Source organism: Streptomyces sp. NPDC003327, assembly GCF_053589515.1.
This window is the reverse complement of sequence record NZ_JBSFSA010000022.1, coordinates 1-23,924: the sequence shown is the minus strand read 5'-3', so window position 1 is coordinate 23,924 and position 23,924 is coordinate 1. Positions and strand designations below refer to the sequence as shown.

Here is a 23,924-nt window from a genome sequence, read left to right as displayed (position 1 = left end):
GCGTGGCCGCGCGTCGGCGGCGCGGCCACCGCGTCAGGGGTGCAGCACCATGTCGTCGAACGACTCCAGGCGGCGCCATCGCTCCTCGGGGGCGCGGGGCAGCGGCATCACGTCCACGTCCGGCAGCGGCCCGAACTCCAGCTCTGTGATCTCGGCGACGTCCGAGACCGGCACCTGGTACGTGCGGAACGGCCCCAGCGGCGGCGGCGCGCCCGCCGTCGCCCCGGTGAGCGCCCCCTCCGCTTCCCGGCTCAGATCGGGGCTCTGGTCGAGGACGTACGCGCTCGCCGCGAGCGCCCCGTCCTGCATGAACGCGGCCACCTTCCAGAACCGCAGCGGCACCTGGATGCCCCGGTAGGGAGGGTCGGAGTCCTGGAGCACCGGGCCGGTCAGCACCGTCAGCTTCCGGTCGAACTCGGCCGCGTGGTCGAGGAGGTAGTTCTCCAGGCCCTGCCAGAGCTGCTTGCCCTGGTTGAACACGTCCGACTGCGGTGCCGAATTGGTGTAGTGGAAGGTGTCGGTGTTGGCCTGCCGGGCCGTCGCGGCCGGACCCCACACCGGATCGAGCCGCCGGACCAGATGCCCCCGGTCCAGGCTGTTGTTCCGGTAGATCTCGTTCCCGGCCTGCTCCTCCTCCGGCAGCCGGGGGTCGAACTCCCAGACGTCGTCGCGGGGTACGTCCTCCAGGAGCTCGCGGCCCTCGATGCAGACGGCGGTCGAGGCGGCGAGGCGCCGGTCGGGCCGGAAGGCGACGGTGAAGTGCGTGTACGGCAGGATCACCGTCCGGACCGTCGGCCGGACCGGGAGGGGCAGGGGCACGACGGGCCCGAGGAAGCCCTCGTCGTAACCGGTGCGGTCGGCGAGCGAGGATGCGCGGGCCTGCCGGGACGGCTCCGGGGGCGCCCCGGAGGCCGACGGCGAGCCGTGCGGGGCGCCGGGGGACGAGCCGGGCGACGCGGGCGGCGGAGAAGGCGGACGGTCGGAAGGGTTCATACGATGTAAGTACCGCGTGGAGAGGGTCGCGCTCGGCGCCGGACCGCAGGCCACTCGATCAGCCGCCCCCGGCAGACGCCCCGGCCTCCCTCCCCTCCCCCCAAGGAGGCCCTCATGACCACCGGACTCTCGCTCCACCTCGGCCTGAACGCGGTCGACCCCGACCAGTACGACGGCTGGGACGGCGCCCTCCTCGCCTGCGAGAACGACGCCCGTGACATGGCGGCGCTCGCCGGCGCCGCCGGATTCGCCCCCACGACCCTGCTCACCGCGGACGGCACCTCCGCCCGTCTGGCGGACGCCCTCCATGACGCCGCCGGCCGGCTCCGTGCCGGGGACGTCCTGCTGTTCACCTACTCGGGCCACGGCGGCCAGCTCCCCGACACCGCCGGCCCCGACGTCGAGCCCGACGCGCTCGACGAGACCCTCGTCCTCCACGACCGCCAGTTCCTCGACGACGAGGTCCAGCACGCCTTCCGCGCCTTCGCCGACGACGTACGGATCGTCGCCGTCTTCGACTGCTGCCACAGCGGCAGCAGCATCGAGATCCCCGACGTGCAGCGGGACGGCCCCGCCGGCCGGTACCTCCCCGAGCACCTCGCCCGCGCGCTCGCCGACCGCGACCGGGACCGCTACGACGACGTCCGGCGCGCCCTGGAGAAGGCCGCGGCGGAGGAAGGGCGGCGCGGCACCGGGCCCGCCTCGCTCCTCGTCTCCGCCTGCCAGGACAACCAGGTCGCCCTCGACGGCCCGGTCAACGGCGCCTTCACCGGAGCCCTCCTCAAGGTCTGGGACGGCGGCGCGTTCCGGGGCGGCTACCGCGCCTTCCACCGCGCGATCCAGCGCAGGCTGCCCCCGACCCAGAGCCCCAACCTGTACGTGACGGGCTCGCCGTCGGAGGAGTTCCTGAACCAGCGGCCGTTCACCGTCTGACCCGCACCGCCGGGCGTCGGGAGCCCGGCAAGATCCGGAAGAGACGGCCTAGGGCCGGAGCGCCGTCGCCAGCTGCGCCCGGGAGCGGACGTCGAGCTTCTGGTAGATGCGGGTGAGGCGCGCCTCGACCGTCTTCACGCTCAGGTACAGCTTCGCCGCCGCCTCCTGGTTGCTCGCCCCCTGCCCCACGAGCCGCGCGAGCCGCAGCTCCGCCTCCGTCAGCGAGGAGAGCGCGGACGGCGCCTCCTCGCTCCCGGCGACCGGCCCGGGCCCGACCTCCACCGCCGGGGTCTCGCTCGCCAGGGCCAGCCAGGGCGCCGCCCCCGCCCGCTCGAAGACCGAGGCCGCCGTGTGCAGGGCGCTCTGCGCGGCCGAACGGCGCCGTCTGCGCCGCTCCACCCGGGCCAGCGCGATCAGTGCCCGGCCCCGCTCCAGCGGCAGCCCCGCCTGCCCGAAGCTCTCGGCCGTGCGGGTCAGCAGCTCCGCCGCCTCGTCCGTCCGCCCGTCCGCGGCCAGGCACAGGGCGTGCGCGCGGTCGCAGCCGAGGAGCACCGTGTCGCGCCCGAGCCGCCGGGCCACCGGCCGCACCTCGTCGAGCAGCGCGAGGGCCTCGTCGCCCGCGTCGTTGGCGAGCAGGGCCTCGGCCAGCTCCTCGTGCCAGCGCAGCATCGACGGGTCCACGGTCGACTGGGCCCGCTCGTCGGCCTGCACCCGGCGCAGGGTCTCCAGGGCGGCGGCCACGTCACCGTTGATCAGCTGGACGCGGCCCAGCGCGTACAGGCTGCGGGAGAGGAAGACCCGGTCGCCCTCCTCCTCCGAGGCCTGGACGCTGCGGCGGGCGTAGCTCGCGGCCCGGCCGAAGCTGCCGCCCGCGGTCTCCGCGAGCGCCAGCGTGTACCAGGCAGGACCGGGCGAGAGGCCCGCCTCCAGGGTCAGGGCGAGCGCCTGGCCCGCGTGGGCGAGGGCGGCGGCGCACGCGCCCCGGCGCGACTCGATCGCGGCGAGCGTCGAGAACAGCTCGATCGTGTCCTCCACCGAGCCCCGCCGCTGCACCAGCGGCAGCAGCGCGTTCAGTTCGTCCCTGGCGTCCGAGAGCCGGTCGTCGAAGAGGGCGTGACGGATCGTCAGGATCTGGGCCGCGTTGCGGATGCCCAGGGGCCGCTCGGCCAGCTCCAGGGCGCGGGCCTGCGCGAGGACGGTCTCCGCGTCCGGGGAGCCGAGCGCCCGCTCCATCCGCGCCTGTACGGTCAGTGCCTGCGCGGCCGTCCGGGGGTCGCCCATCGAGGCGGCCAGGGCGGCCGACTCGACGGCGGCGGCGCGCGAGCGGTGCGGATCGCCGTCCGCCAGGACGTACTTGACGGCCAGCCGGAGCTGCACGGCGGCCCGCAGCGCGGTGTCGCCCTCGGAGTCCTCCATGGCGTGGACGTACATCTCGTCGAGGCCCGTCAGGCCCTGCCCGGCGGTGTCGAGCACGGCGAGCCGCGCCCGCACCCGGTCGGCGGGCTCCGCGTCGCGGGCCAGCAGATCGGTGGCGGCCCGCATCGCGAGGTCGGCGCGGGCCGCGCGGGCGGCCTCCTCGGCAGCGTCGGCGAGCCGCGCGATCCGCCGCGTCCCGTTCCGCCCGGGCGTCGACTCCGCGGCGAGCAGCGCGAGTTCGGCGGCGAGCGCGCTGTTCCCGCGCCGCCGGGCGAGTTCGGCGGCCGCCGCGACCTCCGCCGCCAGGTCCTCGTCCGGGCTGTCGGTGGCGAGCGCCCGGTGGCGTACGGCCTCGACCGGGTCGTCCACGACCGCCGCCAGGGCCGCGTGCCCGGCGCTGCGCTCGGCCCAACAGGCGTCGTGCACCAGCGTGGAGGGCAGCAGCCCGGCGGTGAACGTCACCGAACCGTCCTCGGCGAGCGACACCAGACCGGCCCGCTCGGCCGCCGCGAGGTCCGCCTCGGCGTTCGCCCGCCCGGCCCGCCGGACCAGCGTCGCCGAGGGCCGCAGCGCCAGCGCGGCGAGCAGCAGCGTCTCGCGTACGGGCGGGGGCGCCGCGCCCAGCAGCTGGCGGGCCAGGTCGCGGGCGCGCCCGGAGAGCGTCAGCGCCTCGGCGTGGTGGACGGGCGTCCGCGCGTCGGCGAGGGAACGGCCGACGGCGAGCGCCAGCCGCGGGTTGCCGCCGCTGGCGCGGTGGATGCGGCCGGCCATCCGGGACGGCAGCCGGTGGTGGATGAGGAGTTCGGCGATCTCGTCGGCCTGGAGCGGCGGCACGAGCAGCACGTCGGCCTCCGACGGCACCCAGAGGTGGGTGGCGCGCGGGTCCTCGGGCCGGTGCGCCTCGCGGTACGGGGCGGCGTGCGAGCGGCCGTGCGGAGCGCGGTGGGCCTCCCCGTAGGGCTTGCCGTACGCAGCGGGGGCCTGCTCCCGCGGCGGGTCGACGACCTCCCCGTACGGCTCCGGGGTCTCGACGGCGACCACCCGGAGGGCCGGGGGCGCCAGGTGGAGCGCGAAGCGGAGCAGGTCCGCGCTGTCCGCGTCGATGTGCTGCACGCCGTCGACGACGACGAGCACGGGGCCGTGGCAGGTGAGGTTGCGCAGGATGCGCGCGATGCCGAGCCGGAGCGCGATGGGGTCCCAGCCGCCCGCGTCGATCGGGGCCTCGCGGCAGAGCATCGCGACGGCGGTGCGCTGCGGCCCCGGCAGTTCGTCGAAGACCTGGGAGGTGAGCACGCCGGGGACGGCGGCACCGAAGCCGCCGAGAGCGGGCTCGGCCGGCGCCTCGGTGTGCTCGCAGCCGAGCCCGCCCGCGGGCGGAGCGGTCGGCGCCACGAACGTCGCCGCGGAGGCGACCGAGGCGACCAGGGCGGCCGCCGCCGCGCCGGGTATCTCGCGGTCGGAGGGGAGGGTCGCCAGCCAGAGCACGGTCTCGCCGCGGGCCTCGGCGCGTGCGGCCTCGGCGAGGGCGACCTCGGTCTTGCCGACGCCCGCGGGCCCCGTGAGCAGGGCGCGCCCCCGGTTGTGGAGGACGCGTTCCAGGCGGGCGAGGAGTTCCTCCCGGCCCACCGGCGCAGGCCGGTGCGGCGCTGTCGTCACTGTCCACCACCTCCGGCCCTCGGGTCCCGCCCATGAGCCCCGTGCGCAGAGAATACGGAGACCACCGCCCGAGTCCAGGCCCCTTGTCCGGCATACGGACACGGGGCCCCGCGCGGACGCGCTCCCACACGCCAGAACGCGCCCGTGGTGTAGACCACGAGCGCGTCGCTGACCAGCAATGATGCTGATGTGGGGGGTGGTTGAGCGGTGGATCAGAAGGTGAGGCTCCAGGAATTGATGTAGCCGGTGTCACCCGAGGCCACATCGCGGACCTGAAGCTTCCAGGTGCCGTTCGCGACCTCGCTGGACGCGTCGACCGTGTACGTCGTGAGGACGTTGTCGGCGCTGTCCGAGGAGGAGGACGCCTTCAGGTTGCGCACGGTGCCGTCGGGGGCGACGAGGTCGATGACCAGGTCCCCGCGCCAGGTGTGCTTGATGTCCACGCCGACCTTGAGGGCGGCGGGCGCGTTGCCGGTGCGGCCGGTGACGGCGATCGAGGACGACACGGTGGTGTTGTCCGAGATCGTGACGTCGGTGTCGTTGGTGAAGACGGTGCCGGTCGGCGGGGTGGTGCCGGTGACGGCGTTCACGGTCTTCGCCGCGTCGGCGATGCCGGTGCCGCAGCCGCCGGTGCAGGTGCCGGGGAGCGGACGGGCGTTGGTCTTGATCGCGGACTCGATCTCGGCCGGGGTGAGGGTGCTCTTGGCCGACTTGAGCAGCGCGGCGAGGCCGGCGATGTGCGGCGCGGCCATCGAGGTGCCCTGGTAGGGCTTGTAGTTCTCGGCCGACTGGGTCGTCGTGCCCGAGTTCAGCGTGGAGTAGATGCCGTTCTCGGGGGTGGTGACGGTGCCGGGCGTGTCGGTCGCGCGGCGGGTCTCGCCACCGGGAGCGGCCACGTCCACCAGGGTGCCGTAGTTGGAGTAGTACGACCGGTTGCCCTCGCGGCTGGTCGACGCCACGGTGATGACGTTCGAGCAGTTCGCGGGCGTGAAGCCGGAGGTGTTGGCGTTGCTGTTGCCTGCGGCGACGACGACGGTGGTACCGCGCGAGACGGCGCCGTTGATCGCGGTCTGGTAGACGCTCGGGCAGGAGGCGCTGGCGCCGCCGAGGCTCAGGTTGATGACCTTCGCCGGGGTCGCGTTGGCCGGGACGCCCGGGACGGAGCCGCCGGATGCCCAGGTGATGGCGTCGGCGATGTCCGAGGACGAGCCGCCGCACTTGCCGAGCACGCGGACGTGCTGGACCTTCGAGCCGTAGGCGATGCCCGCGATGCCCTTGGTGTTGTTCGTGACGGCGCCGATGGTGCCGGCCACGTGGGTGCCGTGCCAGGAGGAGTTGGAGGCGCGGGAACCGGTGCCGCACTCGCCGTCCGTGGCGTTCCAGTCGCCCTCGTCCTTCGCGTCCGCGTCGCGGCCGTTGCCGTCGCGGGCGTCGGAGGAGGTGGAGATGAAGTCGTAACCGGCGACGGTGTTGGCCGCGAGGTCGCTGTGTGCGGCGTAGCCGGTGTCGATGACGGCGACGGTCACGCCGGAGCCGGTCGTCTTGTCCCAGGCCGCGGGAACGTTCATGCCGCCGGTGGCCTCGAAGAGGTCCCACTGCTTGGCGTAGTCGGTGTCGTTCGGGGTGACCGCCATCGCGTAGGCACGGATGTCGGCCTCGACCGAGGCGACGGACGGGTCGGCGCGGAACGCGTCCATGACCTCCGTCACGTCCTGCTTGGTGGCGCTGTCGCCCAGGTCGACCAGGGCGGCACCGCCGGCGAGGCGGCGCTCGAAGGAGAGCTGCTCGCCCGTCTTCGCGGCCTTCTCGGCCGCGTCGGACTTCGCGGCGGTGTTGGAGCCGGCCTCGGCGGCCTGGCTCTTGTAGGTGACGATGACCTTCTCCACCGGAGCGCTGGGAAGCGCGGTCATCGCCTGGGAAGCCGGAACCGGCTTCGGGGTGGCAGCGCCCGGGGCGGCGGCGAACGCCCCGGAGGTGGTGACAGCGGCGCCGATGATCGCGGCGCTCGCGACCACGGATATGACTCTCCGCCTGGAACCGTTCAAGGTGTGGCCCTTTCGAGTACGACGTAGCTGCGGAGCAGTGGCGGCGGCGCGGGAGCCACGGGGCGTAGTGGGGTCGCGTCCGTCGTTCCCTGGGCTTGGGGGGCCCGTGCGCCGCCACCGGCGCGACGGCCCGGGTCAAGGCCGCCACCGGCGGACACCACCCTCCGCATGCACCTGTCAGGGTGCGGTCCGGGGGATGATATCTGCCGGTGCGGAGGACAGTAGGCAACGGGCAGGTGAACCCGATACGGGGAAAACCCTTGTCACCCCTCACCGGCGGGCGGGGGTGCGGTGAGGGGCATGTGACGGGGGTGGCGCGAGGGCTCCGCGGGAGCCGCCCCTGAGGGCACTCCGGCCCGTCTGCCTGCGCTTTCTCCGGGGGAGGGGTGCCGGGGCAGGAGCCGCGCACCACCGCGCCGCCCCCCCCGCCGTCGCCCCTGTACCGTCCCCAGCACCGCGAGCCGACTGCCCGGTGGGCTCCCCCCCCGGCGCCCCTCAGCCCACGAGCCGCAGCCGGTCCTCCGCCACCGCGAGGCGGACGGTCTGGCCCCACGTCAGCCGCAGGGCGTCCGATTCGATGCCGTCCCCGAAGGCGACGAGGTGGTCCGACTCCACGGTGAGCCGCAGGGACTCGTCCGGTCCGAGCAGGCCCTCGACCCGGCTGGTTCCGGTGGCCGGCGAGGGCCACGCCTCCCGGACGAACCAGGCGAGCCGCCGGTCGGCCGGAGCCGGTAGGGCGAGCGTGCTGGAACGCTGCTCCCACAGGGAGCGCAGCCACCCCGTCGCGCCCGTGCCGGTGCCCACGAGCACCCCTGAGGAGGCCTGCGCCTCGGGCGCGGAGCCCGTACCGGCACGCGTGCCCGGCTCCGTACCACCCGAGGCGAGCGTGTAGCGCGCGGTCTGATGGCCGGGCGGGCCGACGTAGATCTCGTTGAGGGCCAGCAGTCGCTGTCCGTCGTCGGTGGCGGCCGCCACCATCGTCAGCTCGTCGGCCGCCGCGTCCGCCCCCGCCGCGTGCGGCAGGAGCCGCCGGGCGTCCGCCGCCCGGTGGCGGACGAGGACGCCCGGATTGCGCCCCGGGTCGGCGTCGATGCCGACGACCGGCTGTCCCGTCAGGTATTTCGCCGCGTTCGCCACCAGCCCGTCCTGGCCGACCACGACCACGACGTCCTCGGGCCCGAACAGGAACCGGTCCAGATCCGCCCGCTCCACCCGCGTGCGGCGCCAGGCGAGCGGCACCGCCGCCGCGACCGCGGCGAGTGCCCGGTGGGCGCGCTCGTGCCGCTCGCGCACCTCGTCGACGGAGCGGCCGCGCGCCGACAGGAAGAACGCGGCCTGTCCGTGCGTCCCGTGCCGGGCGAGCAGCTCCTCGTACTCCGTCGTCCGGTGCACGAGCACCGCGCGGGGGGCGAGGCTCACGGCCGGGCCCCGCCGCCCTCGCCGCCGCCCAGCCTGGCGAGCAGTCCGGTCAGGACGTCGGGGGTGAGGGTGAGGTGCTCGATGCGCGGCAGGTTCTCCGCGGCGCGGGTGACCGCGAGGGCGTGCAGGACCGCCGGGTCGGCCTCGGCATGGGCCTGCAGCCACGCGGTCTGAGCCCCGGCGCGCGCCGCGCCGATCTCCCGCGCCGCCTCCGCCTCGGCCCGCGCAAGGCGGACCTTCCGTACGGCCTCGGCCTCGGCGCGTACGGCGTCGGCCGCGGCGGACTCCTCGGCCTCGCGGCGCGCGTTGGTGCCGCGCTGCTCGACGAGCCGCTCCTCCTGGCGGGCGAGCTCGATCTTGCTGGCGAGCTCGTTCTCGGCGATGGCGCGTTCCCGTTCGACGGCGACGGCCCGCCGCTCGTACGTGGCCCGGTCGGCCTCCTGCTGGATCTGCTCGCGGGCCGGGGTCCGCAGCGCGCGCTCGACCTCGGGTTCGGGCCGGATGGCGACGACCCGGACGGCGACCACCTCGATGCCGGTGGCGGGCAGGCGCGGTTCGGCGGCGAGGCCGTCCGCGATCCGGTCCCGTACGGCCGCCACCCCGTCGACGAGCGCGGCGGCGAGCGCCGTGCGGGCCAGGACGTCGAGGGCGTGCTGCTGCGCGGTCTCGGTCAGCAGCGTGGCGATCTGCTCCAGCGGGGTGCCGCGCCAGGCGCCGGTGTCCGGGTCGATGGAGAAGTCGAGCCGGGTGGCGGCGGCGGCCGGGTCGCCGATCCGGTACGTGACGGTGGACTGGACGCTCACGTCCTGGAAGTCGGCGGTCCTGGCGTGGAAGGCCATGGCGAGTTCCCGGTCGTTCACCGGCACCTCGGACAGCGCGGCCGTCAGCGGCCGGAACCAGAAGCTGAGCCCCTCGCCGTCGTGGACGAGCCTGCCGCGGCGCTGGTGGCGGATGTGGGCCGTGGGCGCGGAACGCAGATGGCGCCAGCCGGCCCGCCGGGTGATGTCGGCCATGGAGAACCCCCTTGTCGTCACCTTGACACTAGGTGGTGGTGCGTATTTTCGTCAAGGTGACACTATGGGTCCGGTCCCTGGGTGCTCCGGGCGGCCGGGATCAGCGCACGAGCTCCGCCTCCGTCGCCGCCGCGAGGTCGCCCACGCGGGCCACGGCCACCAACGGCACCGCCTCCTCCTGCCGACGTGTGGCCGGTGCGCGTGCGGCCTGCCGGCCCTCTCCGGCGCCTCCCGCGTCCCGTACGGCGGAGGCCTCCTCCCGTACGGGACCGGGCGCGCCCCCCTTCGTCAGGAGCACCACCCCGCGTGCCGCGACCAGCGCGGCGGCGGCCGCCACCAGCCAGCCCCACGCGCCCGCGCGGAAGGTCTCGCCGAGCAGGGCCACGCCGATCACCGCGGCGGCGGCCGGATTGGAGAGGTTGACGACCGCCAGCGGGGCCGCGAGCCCGCCCCGGTACGCCGCCTGGGACAGCAGCAGCCCGCCCACCGCGAAGCCGGAGATCAGCACCGCGAGCAGCGCGGTCTGCCACCACGTCGGCGGCCCGCCGGGCAGGGTGAGCGCCAGGGCGGCCGTGAGCGTCTGCGTCAGCGCCGATCCGACCCCGGACGCGATCCCGGATGCGGTGGCGTGACCGAGCCCGGAGGTGGGGGCGTGGCCGCGCCCGGAGGCGAGGGCGGCGATCAGGAGCGCCGTCACCGCGGCGACGACCAGGGACTCGGCCGGGGTCAGCGCCTCGCCGGGCTCCGCCGGGCCGGTCACCGCGACGAGGCCGACGAGACCGGCGAGCGTGAGCAGGGCGCCGCGCCACTCGGTCCTCGTCACCCGCCGCCGCGCGGAGGCGGCGCCCAGCGGCAGGGCCGCCACCAGCGTCAGCGCGCCGAGCGGCTGGACCAGCGTCAGCGGCCCGTAGTGGAGGGCCGCGACGTGGGCCAGGGCTCCGGCGGCGTTGAGGCCGACCGCCCACCACCACTGGCCGCGGCGGAGCAGCGCGCGCAGCGCTCCCCGTCCGTCGCGCGACGGCGTGGCGGAGGCCGAGGAGGCGGAGGCCGCGAGCCGGGACTGGGCGACGGCGGCGAGCGCGTACCCCGCGGCGGAGACGAGGGACAGCAGCACCGCGAGCAGGGTGCCGACGGTGTGGCTCATCGCCGCGCTCCGGTCGGGACGAAGGCGGGGGTCGGGGCAGGTCCCTGAGGGAGAGCCGAGGCGGCGGCGCGGGCCGGAGCCGTCGCGTGGTCGCGCGGAGCACGGACGGCGAGCAGTGCGAGGCCGAGGAGGGCGGCGGCGGCCAGCGCGTCGAACCAGTAGTGGTTGGCCGTGCCCACGATCACGAGCAGGGTGACCAGCGGGTGCAGCAGCCAGAGCACCCGCCACCGGGAGCGGGTGGCGGCGATCAGGCCGATCGCGACCATCAGCGCCCAGCCGAAGTGCAGGGACGGCATCGCCGCGAACTGGTTGGCCATCGAGTCCGTCTCGGGGGTCGCCCCGTAGACGGAGGGGCCGTAGACGCGGGCCGTGTCGACGAGACCGGTGGCGGCCAGCATCCGCGGCGGCGCGAGCGGCATCAGCAGGTGCAGGGCGAGCGCGGCCCCGGTGAGGAGGGCGAGGACCCGGCGCGACCACACGTAATGGGCGGGGCGGCGCCAGTAGAGCCAGGCGAGGAAGGCGAGGGTGGCCGGAAAGTGCACGGCCGCGTAGTACGTGTTCGCCGCGCGGATCAGCGGCTCGCCGTGCAGCAGCAGCTGCTGCACGGCCTCCTCGCCGGGCAGGCGCACGGCGCGCTCGGCGGCCCAGACGTGGTCGGCGTTGTCGAAGGCGCGGGCCTCGTGGCCGTTCGCGAACAGCCGGCCGAGCTTGTAGACGAGGAAGAGGGCCGTGACGAGGAGCAGCTCGCGCAGGAGCGGCGGCCGAGCGGCCCCGCCCCCGTCCGGTGGTGGCTCGGGATCCCCGTGCTCGGCCGGCGCCCCCTCGTCGGGGGTAGCCGTCGCCCCCGGTCCTGCAGGACGTGGTCCTCGTATCCCGCGTATCCCGGCAGCCATCGCGCGGCCCCTCTGATCCGTCGTCAGTAAATCCGTCACATCGCAACAAACGGAGGAAGCGTAGATCCGAATTCATCGAGACGCAAACGTCTCGATACGTTTGCGTCTCGATTGTGCGCCCCCTACTCTCGTATGTGCAGAGGTGTCCGGAGTCCGGGGTGACCGGGAGGAATCGATGTCCACGCAGGCCGCGACCGCCGCAGCCCGTCGCAGCAAGATCACGCCCGAGCGCGAGGCGGAGCTGTACGACGCGGTGATCCGCCTCCTCCGCGAGGGTGGCTACGACTCCGTGACCATGGAGGGCGTCGCCGCCCGCACCAAGTGCGGCAAGGCCACCCTCTACCGCCAGTGGGGCACCAAGCCGCAGCTCGTCACCGCCGCCCTGGCCAGCCGCCGCTGCACCGTCTTCGCCGGGATCGACACCGGCAGCCTCGCCGGTGACCTCCGGGAGGCCGCCCGCATCGCCGCCTCGCACCGCGAGCCCGACGCCGAACTCATGGAGGCCGTCGCGCAGGCGTACGTCCAGCACCCCGACCTGCGGGCCGCGCTCCGCGAGACCGTCATCGCCCCCGAGGTCGCCGCCATCGACGCGGTGCTCGCCCGCGCCGTCGAGCGCGGCGAGCTGGAGGCCGACAACCCCGCCATCGCCTGCGTCGCGCCCAGCTTCCTCGGGATGCTCCGCGTCGAGCGCCTCTTCGAGGAACGCTTCGCAGAGGCCTCCACCATGCGCACCTTCGTCGACGCCGTCCTCCTGCCGGCGCTGCGCGTCGACGGGTGAGCGCGGGCGCCGTCCGGCACCCTGGAACCATGTCCGCCCGCGCCACCGGGACCTCCGGTACCCCCGACACCTCCCGCGTCCGCGTCCGCCGCGTCTACGACGACCCCGCACCTGACGACGGCGTCCGCGTCCTCGTCGACCGGCTCTGGCCGCGCGGCCTCAAGAAGACCGACGCCCGCGTCGACGAGTGGCCCAAGGCGCTGACCCCCTCCACCGAGCTGCGCCGCTGGTACCACGGCACGGAGGGCGCGTACGAGGAGTTCTGCCGCCGGTACGAGGCCGAGCTCGCCGCCCCGGAGGCCGCCGCGGCCCTCGACGCCCTCCGCGCCCTCGCCGCCCGCGGCACGGTGACCCTGCTGACCGCCGCGAAGGACCCGGCCGCCAGCCACACCTCCGTACTGGAGCGGGAACTTTCCTGAGGCCGACGGGGCCCTCGGGGACCTTCAGCCGACGCCCGCCGGGCGCAGCCGCGGGGCCTCCGCCGCCGCGTCCGGCACCTCGGCCCCCGGCACCTCCAGCCGCTCCGCGAGCCGCCGCGCCCACCCGACGAGACCGTCGACATCGATCCCGTACGAAGGGACCCCGGCCCCCAGCCCCGCGACCCGGTCGGCCCCGCGCCGCAACAACCGCGCCCCGCCTCCGGCATTGCCCCGGGCGGCGTGCGTCAGTCCGACGCACAGCTGCGCGAGCCCCTGCCACAGGTCCCGCTCCTCCCCGGGTCCCGACTTCCAGGCGTCCTCGAAGACCTCGTGCGCGTGGAACGGCATCCCGGCGTCCAGCAGCCGCTGCGCCTCCCGCACCGTCTCGCCGGGCCCGCGCACGACCCCCTCGGGCTGTCGAGGCACCCCCTCCGCCCCGTACGGCAACGGCCGCCCCAACCCGTCCCGCGGCCGCGCGCTCCGCGCACGCCCCTCCGCGTCACGATCCCTGCCGCTCTCCCTCGATGTCCGCTCCACCCCTCCATTCTCCCCACCCGCACGCCCACCACCTGCGACGCGTGACAACCCGTGTGTCATGACGGCCCGCGGAGTGAGGTAATGTTCTCTTGCACGCCGCCGCCGGGGGAGACGCCGGAGGGGGACGAGCACCGGGACGTGGCGCAGCTTGGTAGCGCACTTGACTGGGGGTCAAGGGGTCGCAGGTTCAAATCCTGTCGTCCCGACTGTGCGGAAACGCAGGTCGGAGGCCGTTCTCTCAACAATGAGAGGGCGGCCTTTGGTGTGTCCGGGGATGTGGTGGTCGCAGTGTGGTCGCACGTTCGGGCCGGGGCTGGTCCGCTGCTCGATGAGAGGAACGGGCACTCGTCCCGACGGGAACCTCGGGGAGCCGGCGCAGTGGAGCGCCAAGCCCGGCTCATGGGGTAAACGGGCCGTGACGAAGGGACGGCCGGTATGGGCGAGCTGCTGATCGGGACGTGTTCATGGACGGACAAGGCGCTGGTCGCCAGCGGATGGTATCCGGCCGGGCGGCGTGATGCGGAGGGGAGGCTGCGGCACTACGCCGAGCGCTTCTCCGTCGTGGAGGTCGATGCCGGCTACTACGCTCTCCCCAGCGTGCGCAACAGCGTGCTCTGGACCGAACGTACGCCGCCGGGTTTCCGGTTCGACGTCAAGGCGTTCTCCCTCCTCACCGGCCATCCGACTCGCAAGGAGGCCCTGCCCCCGGACCTTCGCGGCCACGACCTCGGGGACCCGGAGCTGCTCGACGAGGTCTGGCACCGTTTCGGTGCGGCCCTGCGGCCGCTGCGCGAGACCGGCCGACTGGGCGCCGTACTGTTTCAGTTCCCTCCGTGGTTCGCGCCGGGCGCGCGGGCCGAGAACGTGCTCCATGCGACCAGGAAACGGGCGTACCACTGGCCGATGGCCGTGGAGTTCCGCCATCCCGACTGGTGGCGCGAGGACCGGCGGGAGCGAACAGCCGCCCTGTTGAGGGACCTGGACGCCACCGCGGTGGCCGTGGACACTGCCCAAGGCCTGCCCACCTCGATGCCCCGCGTCACCCCCGTCACGTCCCCAAGGCTCGCCGTGGTCCGCTTTCATGGTCGCAGCGCCGCCTGGGGGACCGGAAGCAAGGAGGATCGCTTCCGCCACACCTACACGCGGGAGGAACTGGCCGCATGGCTGCCGCGCCTACGCTTCCTGGCGGACCGGGCCGAGCAAGTGCACGTGCTGTTCAACAACTGCTGCGGAGACGCCGCCGTACGAGCCTCCGAGACGCTGCTCGGTCTATTGGCGGGTTCCTGAAGCGGGCCTCCGGCCCGGCGGTGGGCACGCTGCCTGCGGAACCGCCGGACAATCCGGGTCACCTGCACATCCGGGGGTCAAAGGGGCGCAGCTCCACATCCTGTCGTCCCGACTGGGCGGAAACGCAGGTCGGAGGCCGTTCTCTCATCCGTGAGAGGGCGGCCTTGCGTGCGTCCGGGGCTGGTGGGCGCAGGGGTCGTCCGGCCGGGCGGACGGGGGGAGGGGGAGGCGGGTCTGGCCCTCGATCGGGGGCGGGGTGCGCTCGGTGAGCCGGTTCTCCAGCTGTTGGAGCTTCGTGCGCGTCTCCTCGGTCGTCATGTTGCTCCCCCTCACCGCTGTCGCGGCCCGGGACCCGACGGACGGTCCTGCCCCTGGGCCGCCGCCGATGCCACGGTCCGGGCGTCCTCGCCGGTGAGTTCGACGATGCGGTGCGGCGGGACCCCGGCGGCCGTGGCCCGCGCCAGGAGGGCGTCCCGCTCGCCCGCGCAGTCGCGGTAGGCCAGCAGCTCCTCCTCCACGCGGGCCAGGGCGCCCGGCATCAGTGCGTGGCGCAGCCGGTTCAACTCGTCGTCGCTCAACGGGACGGGCACCTTCTCCGCCCCCTCGGGGATGGCGCCCGTCTCCTCCGGCGGCAGCAGTCGGACGGCCGGGGAAGCGGCAGCGACACCGTGCGCGTCGAGCCAGGCCCGTACGGCGGGCGTCTCCAGGCACTCCAGGTCACCCACCGCGGTGACGGGGGCGCCCAGCGGGGTCGCCGGGTCGTCCACGAGGAACAGGTAGGCGTCGTCGGTCATGTTCGTCTCCTTCGCAGACGCGATGGTCGTGTGTCCGACCTCGCCTACCCCCTCCTGCGCAAGCCATCACGGCCGAAACGGCGTTCGTCCCTCCGTCCACGACCCCATGTGCGGGACCGGGGGATGACCGGCGGCTGAGGGGGCACACGTGCACCTGGTGCTCGCCACCACGCGGTCGGGCGTGCCCTCGGCAGCGCACACGTGGGCGGGCGGAGGACGGCGGGTGACAACGGGACGCAGGGAGCGCAGTGATGAAAGTCCGCTCGTGGCCGAACCGACCGGACCTCCGGCTCACCGCCCAGGTGGTGGCGGGACGTTACCGGCTCGACGACCTGCTCGGCCGCGGCGGCGCCGCCGACGTGTACGAGGGCGTGGACCTGCGGCTGCGGCGGCCGGTCGCCGTGAAGGTCTTCCGCCCGGGCGGTACGGCCGACACGGAGGAGCGGTTCGACGGCGAGGGCCGACTGCTGGCGCAGCTGCAGCACCCCGGCCTGATCACCGTGTACGACAGCGGCCGGGACGACGGAACGCCCTACCTGGTGATGGAACTGGTCAGGGGTACGACGCTGCGCCGACGGATCGCGGCGGCCGCGCTGGCGCCCGTCGAGGCGTGCCGCATCGGAGCCGCGCTGGCCTCGGCGCTGGCCCATGTGCACGAGGCCGGAGTCGTCCACCGGGACGTCAAGCCCGCCAACATCCTGCTGGACGAGGCGGGCGCCCCCCGCCTGACGGACTTCGGCATCTCCCGGCTGCTCGGCACCACGGCTCAGACCGTGACGGGCGCGCTGGTGGGCACCGCCGCGTACATGGCCCCGGAGCAGGTGCTGGGCCGGGGCGCCGGGTCGGCCGCGGACATCTACAGCCTGGGGCTGGTGCTCATCGAGTCGATCAAGGGTGAACTGGAGTACGACGGGGCGCCGCTGGAGGCCGCCATGGCTCGCCTGAACCGTCCCCCGGTCATGCCGCCGGACATACCGGCGGCCGTCGTGGAACTCCTGGCGGCCATGACCGACGCGGACGAGAGCCGCCGACCGGACGCCCGGGCCTGTGAGCGTGCCCTGGCCGCCCTGGCGGCGGAGGACTTCGCGAGAGAGGTCGACGTGGCCGCGGGATCCTCCGTACGAGCGGCTCCGCCCCTGACGGGCGAGGACGGCGCCGACGAACGGGATGCGGACACGCTGCGGTCGCACGGGGCAGGCGCGGCTGTGGGGGCCATCGCCGTCCCCGCACACGGTGAGCCGGTGCCCGCGCGATCCGCTTCCGACCGGCCCGCCCAACGCCGGGCCGCCCGGATCCTGGTGACCGCCGGTGCGGCACTGACCGTCTTCGGCGTCGGACTGTCCGGTTCGGTGGGCGGGCCGTCCGCCGAGGCGGAGAACGCCGTGCCCGTTCCCTCGCGTCCCGCCACGACCCAGCCGTCCTCCCCGACCGGAGCGACCGCCTCGCCCGCTCCGCCGACCGAAGCCGCCGCCGCGACCCCGTCCCGGTCCCCCGCGTCCACCGGGGACCGGCGGACCGCCGACTCCAGGGGCGCGGCGGGCGACAGCCGGGCACCGTCGGCTCCTGGCCTCGCGGAGCGGCACCGCGACCGGGCGACCGGTCCGGGAGCAGCAGGGCCGGCCCCCGGGAAGGGTGAGGAGCGAAAAGGGAAGCAGAAGCCGCCCATGGGCAGACACGCGCGGTGACACCGCCGCGGCCCCTGGACAACGGCCGTCCTGCCGGCTCGCGATCACCGTCGCCGCACCCGCACCAGCCGGTTCATTCCCCGTGGCCGACGAGCACCACATCCAGTCGTCTCGGGCCGTGGACGCCCTCGACGCGGTCGAGTTCGATGTCGCTCGTGGCGGACGGGCCCGAGATCCAGGTGAGCGGACGGACGGGATCGAGCCGGGACACGGCCTGCGGGACGGAGGCGACGACCTGGTCGGCACGGACGACACAGATGTGCAGGTCCGGGACGAGGGTCAGGACGCGGGGACCCTGGCCGGGGCCGGCGTCCAGAACGATCGTGCCCGTTTCGGCGATCGCCAGAGCGCAGGTGGTGACGACGGCGTCCGTGGCGTCGAGCTCGTCCAGGGTCAGGACGGCGTGCTCGTAAGGTCGTTGCTCCGCCGTCGTCGCGGACAGCCAGTCCGCGGGCAGGCCCGGGGGGACCGCGAGCGTACGAACGTCATGACGGTCGAGCAACTGCGCAAGCACGGCGGCGAGTTCGGGCTCGGTGGTGCGGTGCACCGTGGCGCGGTAGTCGGTGAGATTCTCGTGCAGCAGGTCCAGGAGCGCGGCAGGGTCGTCGGACACGTGGGAAACGAGGTAGTCGCGCGCGGGTTCCGCCGCCGGGGGCGCGTCGGCGAGAGCGTGCCGGATGCGGCCGAGAATCCGGTCGCGGGAGTTCTGGCTCATGCGGGATCCCCTGTGTGACCTTTGCTGCGATCTTCTGTGCGGCCTTCCGGACGGCCTTCCGGACGGCCTTCCGTGCGGTTCCTCCTCCACCAGTCGCGGAACGGTTCGGCGGGCAGCTCCGGCAGGTCGCGGCTCTCCGTCCACTGCCGCGCACCGGGACCGGGCAGCTTCCTCGGGTGGAGGGCACGGGTCTTCGAGACCGCGCGCTCGGCCGCTGCGAGGGCGGCGGGGTGGTCGAGCACCCAGGTGGCCGTCCTGACGGCGGCCTTCTCCAGAAGGTGTCCCTTTCCGCCCTGGCCGGCGACCTTCTCGCGGAGGTGGACGAGGACTTCCGGGATGTCGATGGCGACGGGGCAGACGTCGTAGCAGGCGCCGCAGAGGGAGGAGGCGTACGGCAGCGAGGCATCGATCTCGCTCTGCGCGCCGCGGAGTTGGGGGGTGAGGACGGCACCGATCGGGCCCGGGTAGACGGAGCCGTACGCGTGGCCGCCCGCCCGCTCGTACACCGGGCAGACGTTGAGGCAGGCGGAGCAGCGGATGCAGCGCAGCACCTGTCGGCCGACCTCGTCGGCGAGGGCGCCGGTGCGCCCGTTGTCGAGGAGGACCAGGTGGAAGGTGCTCGGACCGTCGCCGTCCGTCGTCCCCGTCCACATGCTCGTGTACGGGTTCATCCGCTCGGCCGTCGAGGAGCGGGGGAGGGTCTGGAGGAAGACCTCCAGGTCCCGCCAGGTGGGGACCACCTTCTCGATGCCGACGACGGAGATCAGCGTGTCGGGGAGGGTGAGGCACATGCGGCCGTTGCCCTCGGACTCGACGACGACGAGGGTGCCGGTCTCGGCGACCATGAAGTTGGCGCCGGAGATGCCGACCTTGGCGCGGAGGAACTTCTCCCGCAGGTGCAGCCGGGCCGCCTCCGCCAGTTCGGCAGGGGAGTCGGAGAGTCCGTCCGGGGCCGGGCGGCCCCATGTCCCCATGCGGTCGCGGAAGATGTCGCGGATCTCGCCGCGGTTGCGGTGGATGGCGGGGACGAGGATGTGCGAGGGCCGGTCTTCCCCCAACTGCACGATCAGCTCGGCGAGATCGGTCTCGTAGGCGCGGATGCCCTCGGCCTCCAGGTGCTCGTTGAGCCCGATCTCCTGCGTGGCCATCGACTTGACCTTGACGACCTCGCTCCGGCCGGTCGCCTGCACCAGCTCGGTGACGATCCGGTTGGCCTCGGCCGCGTCCGCCGCCCAGTGCACGCTGCCGCCCGCCGCGGTCACCGCTCTTTCCAACTGCACCAGGTGAGCGTCGAGGTGACGGAGCGTCCGGTCCTTGATCTGCTTCCCCGCCTCGCGCAGCTCCGCCCAGTCGTCGAGTTCGGCCACGGCGACCGCCCGCTTGTCGCGGATGGTGTGGGTGGCGTGGCGCAGGTTCGCCCGCAGGGTGTGGTTCCGTACGGCCTCGTGCGCGGCCTTCGGGAAGGCCGGCATGCCGATGAAGGTCCTGCTCATGCGCAGGGCTCCTCTTCCGTGCTCGCGAGGATCTCGGCGAGGTGCAGGGTGCGCTGCGGGGCGTCCTGGCGGCGCAGCATCCCGCCGAGGTGCATCAGGCAGGAGTTGTCCGCCCCGCACAGCACCTCGGCGCCGGTGGCCAGGGAGTTGCGGATCTTGTCGGCGCCCATGGCGGTCGACACGGCGGGGTTCTTCACCGCGAAGGTGCCGCCGAAGCCGCAGCACTCCTCCGCGCCCGGCAGCTCCACCAGCTCCAACCCCTTCACCGCCGCCAGGAGCCGCCGTGGGCGATCGCCGAGGCCGAGCACGCGCAGGCCGTGGCAGGACGGGTGGTAGGTCACGGTGTGGGGAAAGTACGCGCCGACGTCCGTCACGCCGAGGACGTCGACGAGGAACTCCGTCAGCTCGTACGTCCTGGGCGCAAGGGACTCGGACGCCCGGGTGAGGGTCTCCCCGCGTCCTTCGGCCCGGGCCTTGCCGCCGATCCGGGGGTAGGCGTCGCGGATCATGGCGACGCAGGAGCCGGAGGGGGAGACGACGTGGTCGTAGCCCTCGAAGACCCGGGCCGTACGACGCACCAGGGGTTCCGTCTCCCGCCGGTAGCCGGTGTTGTACTGCGGCTGGCCGCAGCAGGTCTGCCCGGCGGGGAAGTCGACGTCCACGCCGAGCCGTTCGAGGAGCCGGACGGTGGCGACGGCCGTGGACGGGTACACCGCGTCGTTGACGCAGGTGGCGAAGAGGGCGACGCGCATCGGCAGTTCCTCGGGGCGGGGTCGAGTCGGGCGGCGGCCGCGTCCCGGCCGGGCGGCGCCGTCGCCCCGGGGAGTGTAGTGCGGCAGCGGCCGGGCCGAGGCGACATCGCTGTCTTTTGGCATAGGTATCTCGGCATATCTAATGTGGGGGGCATGCCGTCGTCCGCCGCGTCCGAACAGGACATCACCCGCCTGGCCCTCGGCCTCGCGGGTTGCCTGCCCGCGCTGGCCCGGGCCCTCGAACGGCACGTCGACCGGCACTACCCTCATCCCAAGCCCTCCGACGCCCAGCTCACCCTGCTGCGGTACGTCGAGACCCACGGCGGCACCACGGTCCGTGAGGCCGCCGCGGCGGTGCGGATGAAGCCGAACAACGTCAGCGCGCTGGTCACCCAGCTCACCGAGCAGGGACTCCTCGAACGCCGCCAGGACGGCGCCGACAAGCGGATCGCCCACCTGCACCTCACCCCGGCCGCGCGGCAGCGGCTCGGGGAGGTCACGCAGCTCATGGGAGAGCACGCCGCGCACTTCCTGCGGACGATGACCGACGGCGAGCTCGACGCCCTCGGCTCCGCCCTGGGCTCCCTCCAGTCACTCACGGAGCACCTGCACACCGCACGCTGAAGCCCTTCGGTGTTCCCGGCAGGTTCGTCGGGCCCACACCTCGGTGTGCCCGATGAACCTGCCGGGCCTGCGTACCCCTTCCTCCCCGCCCGTCGCAGCCGAGCGTCCGACGACGCCGTGCGCCGGCTCGGCGTTTCCTCCCGACGAAAGAACACACACCCATGGCCTCCGCCGGCACCCTGGCCGAACCGTCCCACTCCCCTCCCGCCGCATCGGATCGGCGGCAAGCTCGGAGACCGCTTCGGCCGCCGCACCTTCTACCTGGTGGGCGTCGCGGGCTTCACCCTCGCCTCGGTCGCCATCGGCCTGGCCGGCTCCATCGAGGGCGTCATCGCGTTCCGTGCCCTCCAGGGCTTCTTCGGCGCCCTGCTGATGCCCAACACCCTCGGCCTCCTGCGCGCCGTCTTCCCGCCGAAGAAGTTCGGCATGGCCGTCGGCGTCTGGGCCATGGTCTCCTCGGTCTCCACCGCTCTGGGCCCCATCGTCGGCGGCTTCCTCGTCCAGCACGTCAGCTGGGAGTCCGTCTTCTACGTCAACGCCCCCATCGGCGTCGCCGCCCTCGCCTTCAGCGCGGCCGTGCTCCCGCAGAGCAGGAACGAACACGCCGCGAAGGAGAGGTTCGACGTCCTCGGTGTCGTCCTGCTCGCCGCAGGGCTCCTCGCACTCGTCTTCGGCGTGGTCAAGGGCGAGACCTGGGGCTGGACCTCCGGCGGCACCCTCGGTTCCATCGGCGCCGGACTGCTGATCCTGGTGCTCTTCGGCCGGTGGCAGAGCCGGGTCCCCTCGCCCCTGCTGCCGATGCGCCTGTTCCGCAACCCGGCCCTCACCATCGGCACGGTCATCACCGCGCTGAACTTCTTCGTCCTGCTCGGCGTGATCTTCTTCGTCATGATCTACCTGCAGAACGTCCGCGGCTTCACCCCGGTCGAGGCGGGCGTCCGCACCCTTCCCCTCAGTCTCGCCTCCGTCGTCGCCTCCCCGCTCGGCGCCGCGCTCACGGACCGGTTCGGACCGCGTCTCACCATGCCCCTCGGCATGGTGCTGCAGGCCGTCGCGTGCTTCGCCATGCTCACCTGGGAGGCGGACAGCGCCTACGGCCTCATGTGGCCGCCCTTCATCGCCCTCGGCCTGGGCGTCGGCACGGTGATGGCCTCCTCGTCCGACGCCATCGTCGGCAACGCCCCCGTCAGGGACGCGGGTGTCGCCGGCGGCCTGCAGGCCACGGCCCTCCAGATCGGAGGCGCCCTCGGCACCTCGGTCCTCGTCTCCCTCATCGCCGGCCGCGTCGGCACCACCCTCACCGGCGAGCTCACCTCGGCGGGCGTGCCCGCCCCCGCGGCGACCGCGCTGCTGGAGGCGAAGGACGCGGTGGCCATGGGCGTCGCGCCCATCGCCACCGGCACACCCGCGCAGCTCGCGTCGGCGATCGTCGAGGGCAGTCACCACGCCTTCACGAACGGCGTCCACACCGCCGTCCTGACCGCAGGTGTCCTCTGCGTGGCAGGTGCCGTCCTGGCCGTCATCGGCGTCCGGCGGGCCCCCGGCCACGTCCAGCACGGCCGTCGCACGGATTCCGGACGATCATGAAGCCTTGTGCGCGGTCCAAGGGTGAACCATTTCCGCTGCGGCGCAGGTCAGCGGGTCGTTCGAGCTTGTACGAGCCAGGGGAGTCCGTTCTCGGAGAGGCGCCCGGAAGGGCCGTCGACGGCCGCCCAGCGGGCCGAACGACCAATCGGTAGGGGGCCCGCGAGCCGCGCGGCCGGAAAAGTGCGACCGCATGTGCGATCACCCTCCGCATCGAGAAGACTCCGTTCTGCGGCCGATCGGCCCGCTCCCCTCCTGTCACCCCGTGAAAGGACATCTCCGTGCGCTACTTCCGCACCCTCGGCGCCACCGCGCTCGCCACCGCGACCGGTCTCGCGCTCGTCGGCACCGCCTTCACCGGCACCGGCACCGCCGAGGCGGCGCCCGCGAGCCTCTACGCCCCCTCCGCGCTCGTGCTCACCCTCGGGCACGGTACGGACCCGGAGACGGCCGCCGTCGTCCGCGCCGTCACCCTGACCTGCGCCCCCGCACCGGCCGGCAGCCACCCCGCGCCGGAGGCCGCCTGCGCGGAACTCGCCGCCGCGGGCGGTGACTTCGCGAGCCTCACGGACTTACGGCAGGGCCGCCCGTGCACGCGCGAGTGGAACCCGGTCACGCTCACCGGAGACGGCGTCTGGCAGGGCCGACGCGTCACCTGGTCGGCGACCTACGGCAACCCGTGCGAACTGCGGGCCCGGACGGCGGACGGCGCGGTGTTCGCGTTCTGACGAGGCGGACGCGAGAGCCGGGCTCGGGTGCACGGAGGTGCACCCGAGCCCGGCTCTTCGACGGGTGTCAGGGGCCGGTTATTCCTCGGTGGGGCCGAGGTCGGGGGTGCCGTGGAGGGTGACGGTGGGGGTGTGGGGGCCGGCGTGGAGTTCGAGGAGGGTGAGGGTGTTGGCGCCGGGGCGGAGGACCGGCGCGGGGACGTAGAGGGATCGTTGGGGGCCGCGGGACCAGTAGCGGCCGAGGTTGAAGCCGTTGATCCAGGCGTTGCCCTTGGTCCAGCCGTCGAGGTGGAGGTGGGTGTCGGCGGGAGTGGCGACGTGGAGGGTGGCGGTGTGGAAGGTGGGCCCGGTCGGGGGCGTGACCGTGGGGGTGTAGGGGAGGACGTCGGGGTCGGTGAGGGGGAGGGGGCGGCTGGTCCAGGTGGTGGGTGGGGTGCCGTTGATGCGGATGGTGCCGAGGAGGCCCTTGCGGTCGTGGATGCCGGGGCCGTAGTTGACGCGGCCCTGGTTCTCGACGAGGAGGGTGAGGGTGGCGCCGGAGCGGGGGCTGGTGAAGGCGAGGGCGTGCTCGTGGTGCTCGCGTTCGAGGGTGCCGACGGGCTGCCCGTCGACGAAGGCCTGGGCGCGGTCGCGGACGTGCTCGATGTCGAGGTGGCAGGGGCCGTGGAGGGGGAGGGTCGTCTCGTAGAGGACGAAGCCGAAGTCCTGGCCGAGTTCCTCCATGGTCAGGGGGCGCTGTGCGGTGACGGGAGTGCCGAGGAGGTCGGCGTGGTCGAGGAGGCTCGCGCTGTGGGTGAGGCGGAGGGGCGGGAGGGAGAGCTTCGGGGCGGGTGCGGGGGCGGGTTCGTCGGGGACGGGGGCGTATGTGGCGATGGTGTTGCGGAAGGCGGTGTATTTGTCGGTGGGGTCGCCGGCTTCGTCGAGGGGGGCGTCGTAGTCGTAGGAGGTGATGGTGGGGCGGTAGGTGTGTTTGTCGTTGGCGCCGTTGGTGAAGCCGAAGTTGGTGCCGCCGTGGA

Annotated in this window: 21 protein-coding genes, 1 tRNA gene and 1 pseudogene; 9 read left to right on the top strand and 14 right to left on the bottom strand. The window is 74.0% G+C overall.

The genetic code is table 11. The annotated features are described in order from the left end of the window. Positions 1–33: 33 nt before the first annotated feature. Positions 34–993 carry a DNA/RNA non-specific endonuclease gene (locus ACWDVG_RS18440; RefSeq protein ID WP_451700305.1) on the bottom strand — a complete coding sequence of 320 codons (960 nt, stop codon included), beginning with the start codon at positions 991–993 and terminating at the stop codon, positions 34–36. Between the two features lie 114 nt (positions 994–1,107). Between ACWDVG_RS18440 and ACWDVG_RS18435 the strand changes: the two genes are divergently transcribed. After that, positions 1,108–1,926 (top strand): caspase family protein, encoded by an 819-nt coding sequence (locus ACWDVG_RS18435; protein WP_451700304.1) that lies wholly within the window; start codon positions 1,108–1,110, stop codon positions 1,924–1,926. Between the two features lie 48 nt (positions 1,927–1,974). Here the strand turns inward: ACWDVG_RS18435 and ACWDVG_RS18430 are convergent, their stop codons facing one another. The 6 genes from ACWDVG_RS18430 to ACWDVG_RS18405 all read right to left on the bottom strand — a co-directional run bounded on the left by ACWDVG_RS18430 (position 1,975) and on the right by ACWDVG_RS18405 (position 11,512). Beyond that, positions 1,975–4,998, bottom strand: coding sequence for an AAA family ATPase (locus tag ACWDVG_RS18430; RefSeq protein ID WP_451700303.1), 3,024 nt, complete (start codon positions 4,996–4,998; stop codon positions 1,975–1,977). A gap of 212 nt (positions 4,999–5,210) precedes the next feature. Then, the gene (locus tag ACWDVG_RS18425) at positions 5,211–6,908 is read right to left on the bottom strand and encodes a S8 family serine peptidase (RefSeq protein ID WP_451700366.1); all 1,698 of its coding nucleotides are present in this window, start codon (positions 6,906–6,908) and stop codon (positions 5,211–5,213) included. Positions 6,909–7,538: 630 nt separating this feature from the next. Next, the gene (locus tag ACWDVG_RS18420; RefSeq protein ID WP_451700301.1) at positions 7,539–8,462 is read right to left on the bottom strand and encodes a hypothetical protein; all 924 of its coding nucleotides are present in this window, start codon (positions 8,460–8,462) and stop codon (positions 7,539–7,541) included. Beyond that, positions 8,459–9,475, bottom strand: a complete 1,017-nt coding sequence (locus ACWDVG_RS18415) for an SPFH domain-containing protein (RefSeq protein ID WP_451700300.1) — start codon at positions 9,473–9,475, stop codon at positions 8,459–8,461. Before ACWDVG_RS18415 ends, ACWDVG_RS18420 begins: the two co-directional genes overlap by 4 nt. Before the next feature lie 100 nt (positions 9,476–9,575). Further along, on the bottom strand, positions 9,576–10,619 hold the full coding sequence (locus ACWDVG_RS18410; protein WP_451700299.1) for a DMT family transporter: 1,044 nt from the start codon (positions 10,617–10,619) through the stop codon (positions 9,576–9,578). Continuing rightward, on the bottom strand, positions 10,616–11,512 hold the full coding sequence (locus tag ACWDVG_RS18405) for a phosphatase PAP2 family protein (RefSeq protein ID WP_451700298.1): 897 nt from the start codon (positions 11,510–11,512) through the stop codon (positions 10,616–10,618). The genes ACWDVG_RS18410 and ACWDVG_RS18405 overlap by 4 nt, the downstream gene beginning before the upstream one ends. Positions 11,513–11,687: 175 nt before the next feature. Here ACWDVG_RS18405 and ACWDVG_RS18400 point away from each other — a divergent pair, with 175 nt between their 5' ends. Together ACWDVG_RS18400 and ACWDVG_RS18395 are read left to right on the top strand one after the other, a co-directional pair. Next, positions 11,688–12,290 (top strand): TetR/AcrR family transcriptional regulator, encoded by a 603-nt coding sequence (locus ACWDVG_RS18400; protein ID WP_451700297.1) that lies wholly within the window; start codon positions 11,688–11,690, stop codon positions 12,288–12,290. Between the two features lie 29 nt (positions 12,291–12,319). Next, entirely contained in the window at positions 12,320–12,709 is a 390-nt protein-coding gene (locus ACWDVG_RS18395) for a DUF488 domain-containing protein (RefSeq protein ID WP_451700296.1), read from the top strand. Positions 12,710–12,733: 24 nt separating this feature from the next. On the opposite strand, the gene ACWDVG_RS18390 is transcribed toward ACWDVG_RS18395, so the two are convergent. Beyond that, a complete protein-coding gene (locus ACWDVG_RS18390) occupies positions 12,734–13,306 on the bottom strand; it encodes a DUF309 domain-containing protein (RefSeq protein ID WP_451700295.1) in 573 nt (190 codons plus the stop codon). A gap of 72 nt (positions 13,307–13,378) precedes the next feature. Between ACWDVG_RS18390 and ACWDVG_RS18385 the strand changes: the two genes are divergently transcribed. Together ACWDVG_RS18385 and ACWDVG_RS18380 are read left to right on the top strand one after the other, a co-directional pair. Next, positions 13,379–13,452, top strand: a tRNA-Pro gene (locus ACWDVG_RS18385). Between the two features lie 229 nt (positions 13,453–13,681). Next, entirely contained in the window at positions 13,682–14,533 is an 852-nt protein-coding gene (locus ACWDVG_RS18380) for a DUF72 domain-containing protein (RefSeq protein ID WP_451700294.1), read from the top strand. Between the two features lie 144 nt (positions 14,534–14,677). On the opposite strand, the gene ACWDVG_RS18375 is transcribed toward ACWDVG_RS18380, so the two are convergent. Then, positions 14,678–14,851, bottom strand: coding sequence for a hypothetical protein (locus ACWDVG_RS18375; protein ID WP_451700293.1), 174 nt, complete (start codon positions 14,849–14,851; stop codon positions 14,678–14,680). A gap of 11 nt (positions 14,852–14,862) precedes the next feature. After that, positions 14,863–15,327, bottom strand: a complete 465-nt coding sequence (locus tag ACWDVG_RS18370; RefSeq protein WP_451700292.1) for a DUF6003 family protein — start codon at positions 15,325–15,327, stop codon at positions 14,863–14,865. Between the two features lie 251 nt (positions 15,328–15,578). On the opposite strand from ACWDVG_RS18370, the gene ACWDVG_RS18365 reads away from it, so the two are divergent. After that, complete coding sequence (locus tag ACWDVG_RS18365; RefSeq protein ID WP_451700291.1) at positions 15,579–17,012, top strand: serine/threonine-protein kinase; 1,434 nt, start codon at positions 15,579–15,581, stop codon at positions 17,010–17,012. 73 nt (positions 17,013–17,085) lie between these two features. On the opposite strand, the gene ACWDVG_RS18360 is transcribed toward ACWDVG_RS18365, so the two are convergent. From ACWDVG_RS18360 to ACWDVG_RS18350, 3 genes are read right to left on the bottom strand one after another with little or no spacing between them, the layout of a single operon-like run. After that, on the bottom strand, positions 17,086–17,727 hold the full coding sequence (locus tag ACWDVG_RS18360; protein WP_451700290.1) for a LutC/YkgG family protein: 642 nt from the start codon (positions 17,725–17,727) through the stop codon (positions 17,086–17,088). Beyond that, positions 17,724–19,220 carry a lactate utilization protein B gene (locus ACWDVG_RS18355; protein ID WP_451700289.1) on the bottom strand — a complete coding sequence of 499 codons (1,497 nt, stop codon included), beginning with the start codon at positions 19,218–19,220 and terminating at the stop codon, positions 17,724–17,726. Before ACWDVG_RS18355 ends, ACWDVG_RS18360 begins: the two co-directional genes overlap by 4 nt. Next, the gene (locus ACWDVG_RS18350) at positions 19,217–19,972 is read right to left on the bottom strand and encodes a (Fe-S)-binding protein (protein ID WP_451700288.1); all 756 of its coding nucleotides are present in this window, start codon (positions 19,970–19,972) and stop codon (positions 19,217–19,219) included. Before ACWDVG_RS18350 ends, ACWDVG_RS18355 begins: the two co-directional genes overlap by 4 nt. Positions 19,973–20,125: 153 nt before the next feature. On the opposite strand from ACWDVG_RS18350, the gene ACWDVG_RS18345 reads away from it, so the two are divergent. The 3 genes and pseudogenes from ACWDVG_RS18345 (at position 20,126) to ACWDVG_RS18335 (ending at position 22,908) form a co-directional block, all read left to right on the top strand. Beyond that, the gene (locus tag ACWDVG_RS18345) at positions 20,126–20,596 is read left to right on the top strand and encodes a MarR family winged helix-turn-helix transcriptional regulator (protein WP_451700287.1); all 471 of its coding nucleotides are present in this window, start codon (positions 20,126–20,128) and stop codon (positions 20,594–20,596) included. A gap of 216 nt (positions 20,597–20,812) precedes the next feature. Further along, a pseudogene (locus ACWDVG_RS18340) lies at positions 20,813–22,183 on the top strand (DHA2 family efflux MFS transporter permease subunit); the annotation flags it as partial. A gap of 278 nt (positions 22,184–22,461) precedes the next feature. Beyond that, positions 22,462–22,908: an SSI family serine proteinase inhibitor gene (locus tag ACWDVG_RS18335; RefSeq protein WP_451700286.1), complete on the top strand. Its 447-nt coding sequence runs from the start codon at positions 22,462–22,464 to the stop codon at positions 22,906–22,908. A 78-nt stretch (positions 22,909–22,986) separates the two neighbouring features. Here ACWDVG_RS18335 and ACWDVG_RS18330 read toward each other — a convergent pair. After that, the coding region (locus tag ACWDVG_RS18330; RefSeq protein ID WP_451700285.1) for a beta-galactosidase at positions 22,987–23,924 on the bottom strand (938 nt) is incomplete at its 5' end.

Bases quoted from the DNA above. Each gene is read 5' to 3' on its own strand.
- ACWDVG_RS18440 (WP_451700305.1), bottom strand. From the start codon at position 993: ATGAACCCTTCCGACCGTCCGCCTTCTCCGCCGCCCGCGTCGCCCGGC.
- ACWDVG_RS18435 (WP_451700304.1), top strand. From the start codon at position 1,108: ATGACCACCGGACTCTCGCTCCACCTCGGCCTGAACGCGGTCGACCCC.
- ACWDVG_RS18425 (WP_451700366.1), bottom strand. From the start codon at position 6,908: ATGACCGCGCTTCCCAGCGCTCCGGTGGAGAAGGTCATCGTCACCTAC.
- ACWDVG_RS18415 (WP_451700300.1), bottom strand. From the start codon at position 9,475: ATGGCCGACATCACCCGGCGGGCCGGCTGGCGCCATCTGCGTTCCGCG.
- ACWDVG_RS18410 (WP_451700299.1), bottom strand. From the start codon at position 10,619: ATGAGCCACACCGTCGGCACCCTGCTCGCGGTGCTGCTGTCCCTCGTC.
- ACWDVG_RS18405 (WP_451700298.1), bottom strand. From the start codon at position 11,512: ATGGCTGCCGGGATACGCGGGATACGAGGACCACGTCCTGCAGGACCG.
- ACWDVG_RS18400 (WP_451700297.1), top strand. From the start codon at position 11,688: ATGTCCACGCAGGCCGCGACCGCCGCAGCCCGTCGCAGCAAGATCACG.
- ACWDVG_RS18395 (WP_451700296.1), top strand. From the start codon at position 12,320: ATGTCCGCCCGCGCCACCGGGACCTCCGGTACCCCCGACACCTCCCGC.
- ACWDVG_RS18390 (WP_451700295.1), bottom strand. From the start codon at position 13,306: ATGACACACGGGTTGTCACGCGTCGCAGGTGGTGGGCGTGCGGGTGGG.
- ACWDVG_RS18380 (WP_451700294.1), top strand. From the start codon at position 13,682: ATGGGCGAGCTGCTGATCGGGACGTGTTCATGGACGGACAAGGCGCTG.
- ACWDVG_RS18375 (WP_451700293.1), bottom strand. From the start codon at position 14,851: ATGACGACCGAGGAGACGCGCACGAAGCTCCAACAGCTGGAGAACCGG.
- ACWDVG_RS18370 (WP_451700292.1), bottom strand. From the start codon at position 15,327: ATGACCGACGACGCCTACCTGTTCCTCGTGGACGACCCGGCGACCCCG.
- ACWDVG_RS18365 (WP_451700291.1), top strand. From the start codon at position 15,579: ATGAAAGTCCGCTCGTGGCCGAACCGACCGGACCTCCGGCTCACCGCC.
- ACWDVG_RS18360 (WP_451700290.1), bottom strand. From the start codon at position 17,727: ATGAGCCAGAACTCCCGCGACCGGATTCTCGGCCGCATCCGGCACGCT.
- ACWDVG_RS18355 (WP_451700289.1), bottom strand. From the start codon at position 19,220: ATGAGCAGGACCTTCATCGGCATGCCGGCCTTCCCGAAGGCCGCGCAC.
- ACWDVG_RS18350 (WP_451700288.1), bottom strand. From the start codon at position 19,972: ATGCGCGTCGCCCTCTTCGCCACCTGCGTCAACGACGCGGTGTACCCG.
- ACWDVG_RS18345 (WP_451700287.1), top strand. From the start codon at position 20,126: ATGCCGTCGTCCGCCGCGTCCGAACAGGACATCACCCGCCTGGCCCTC.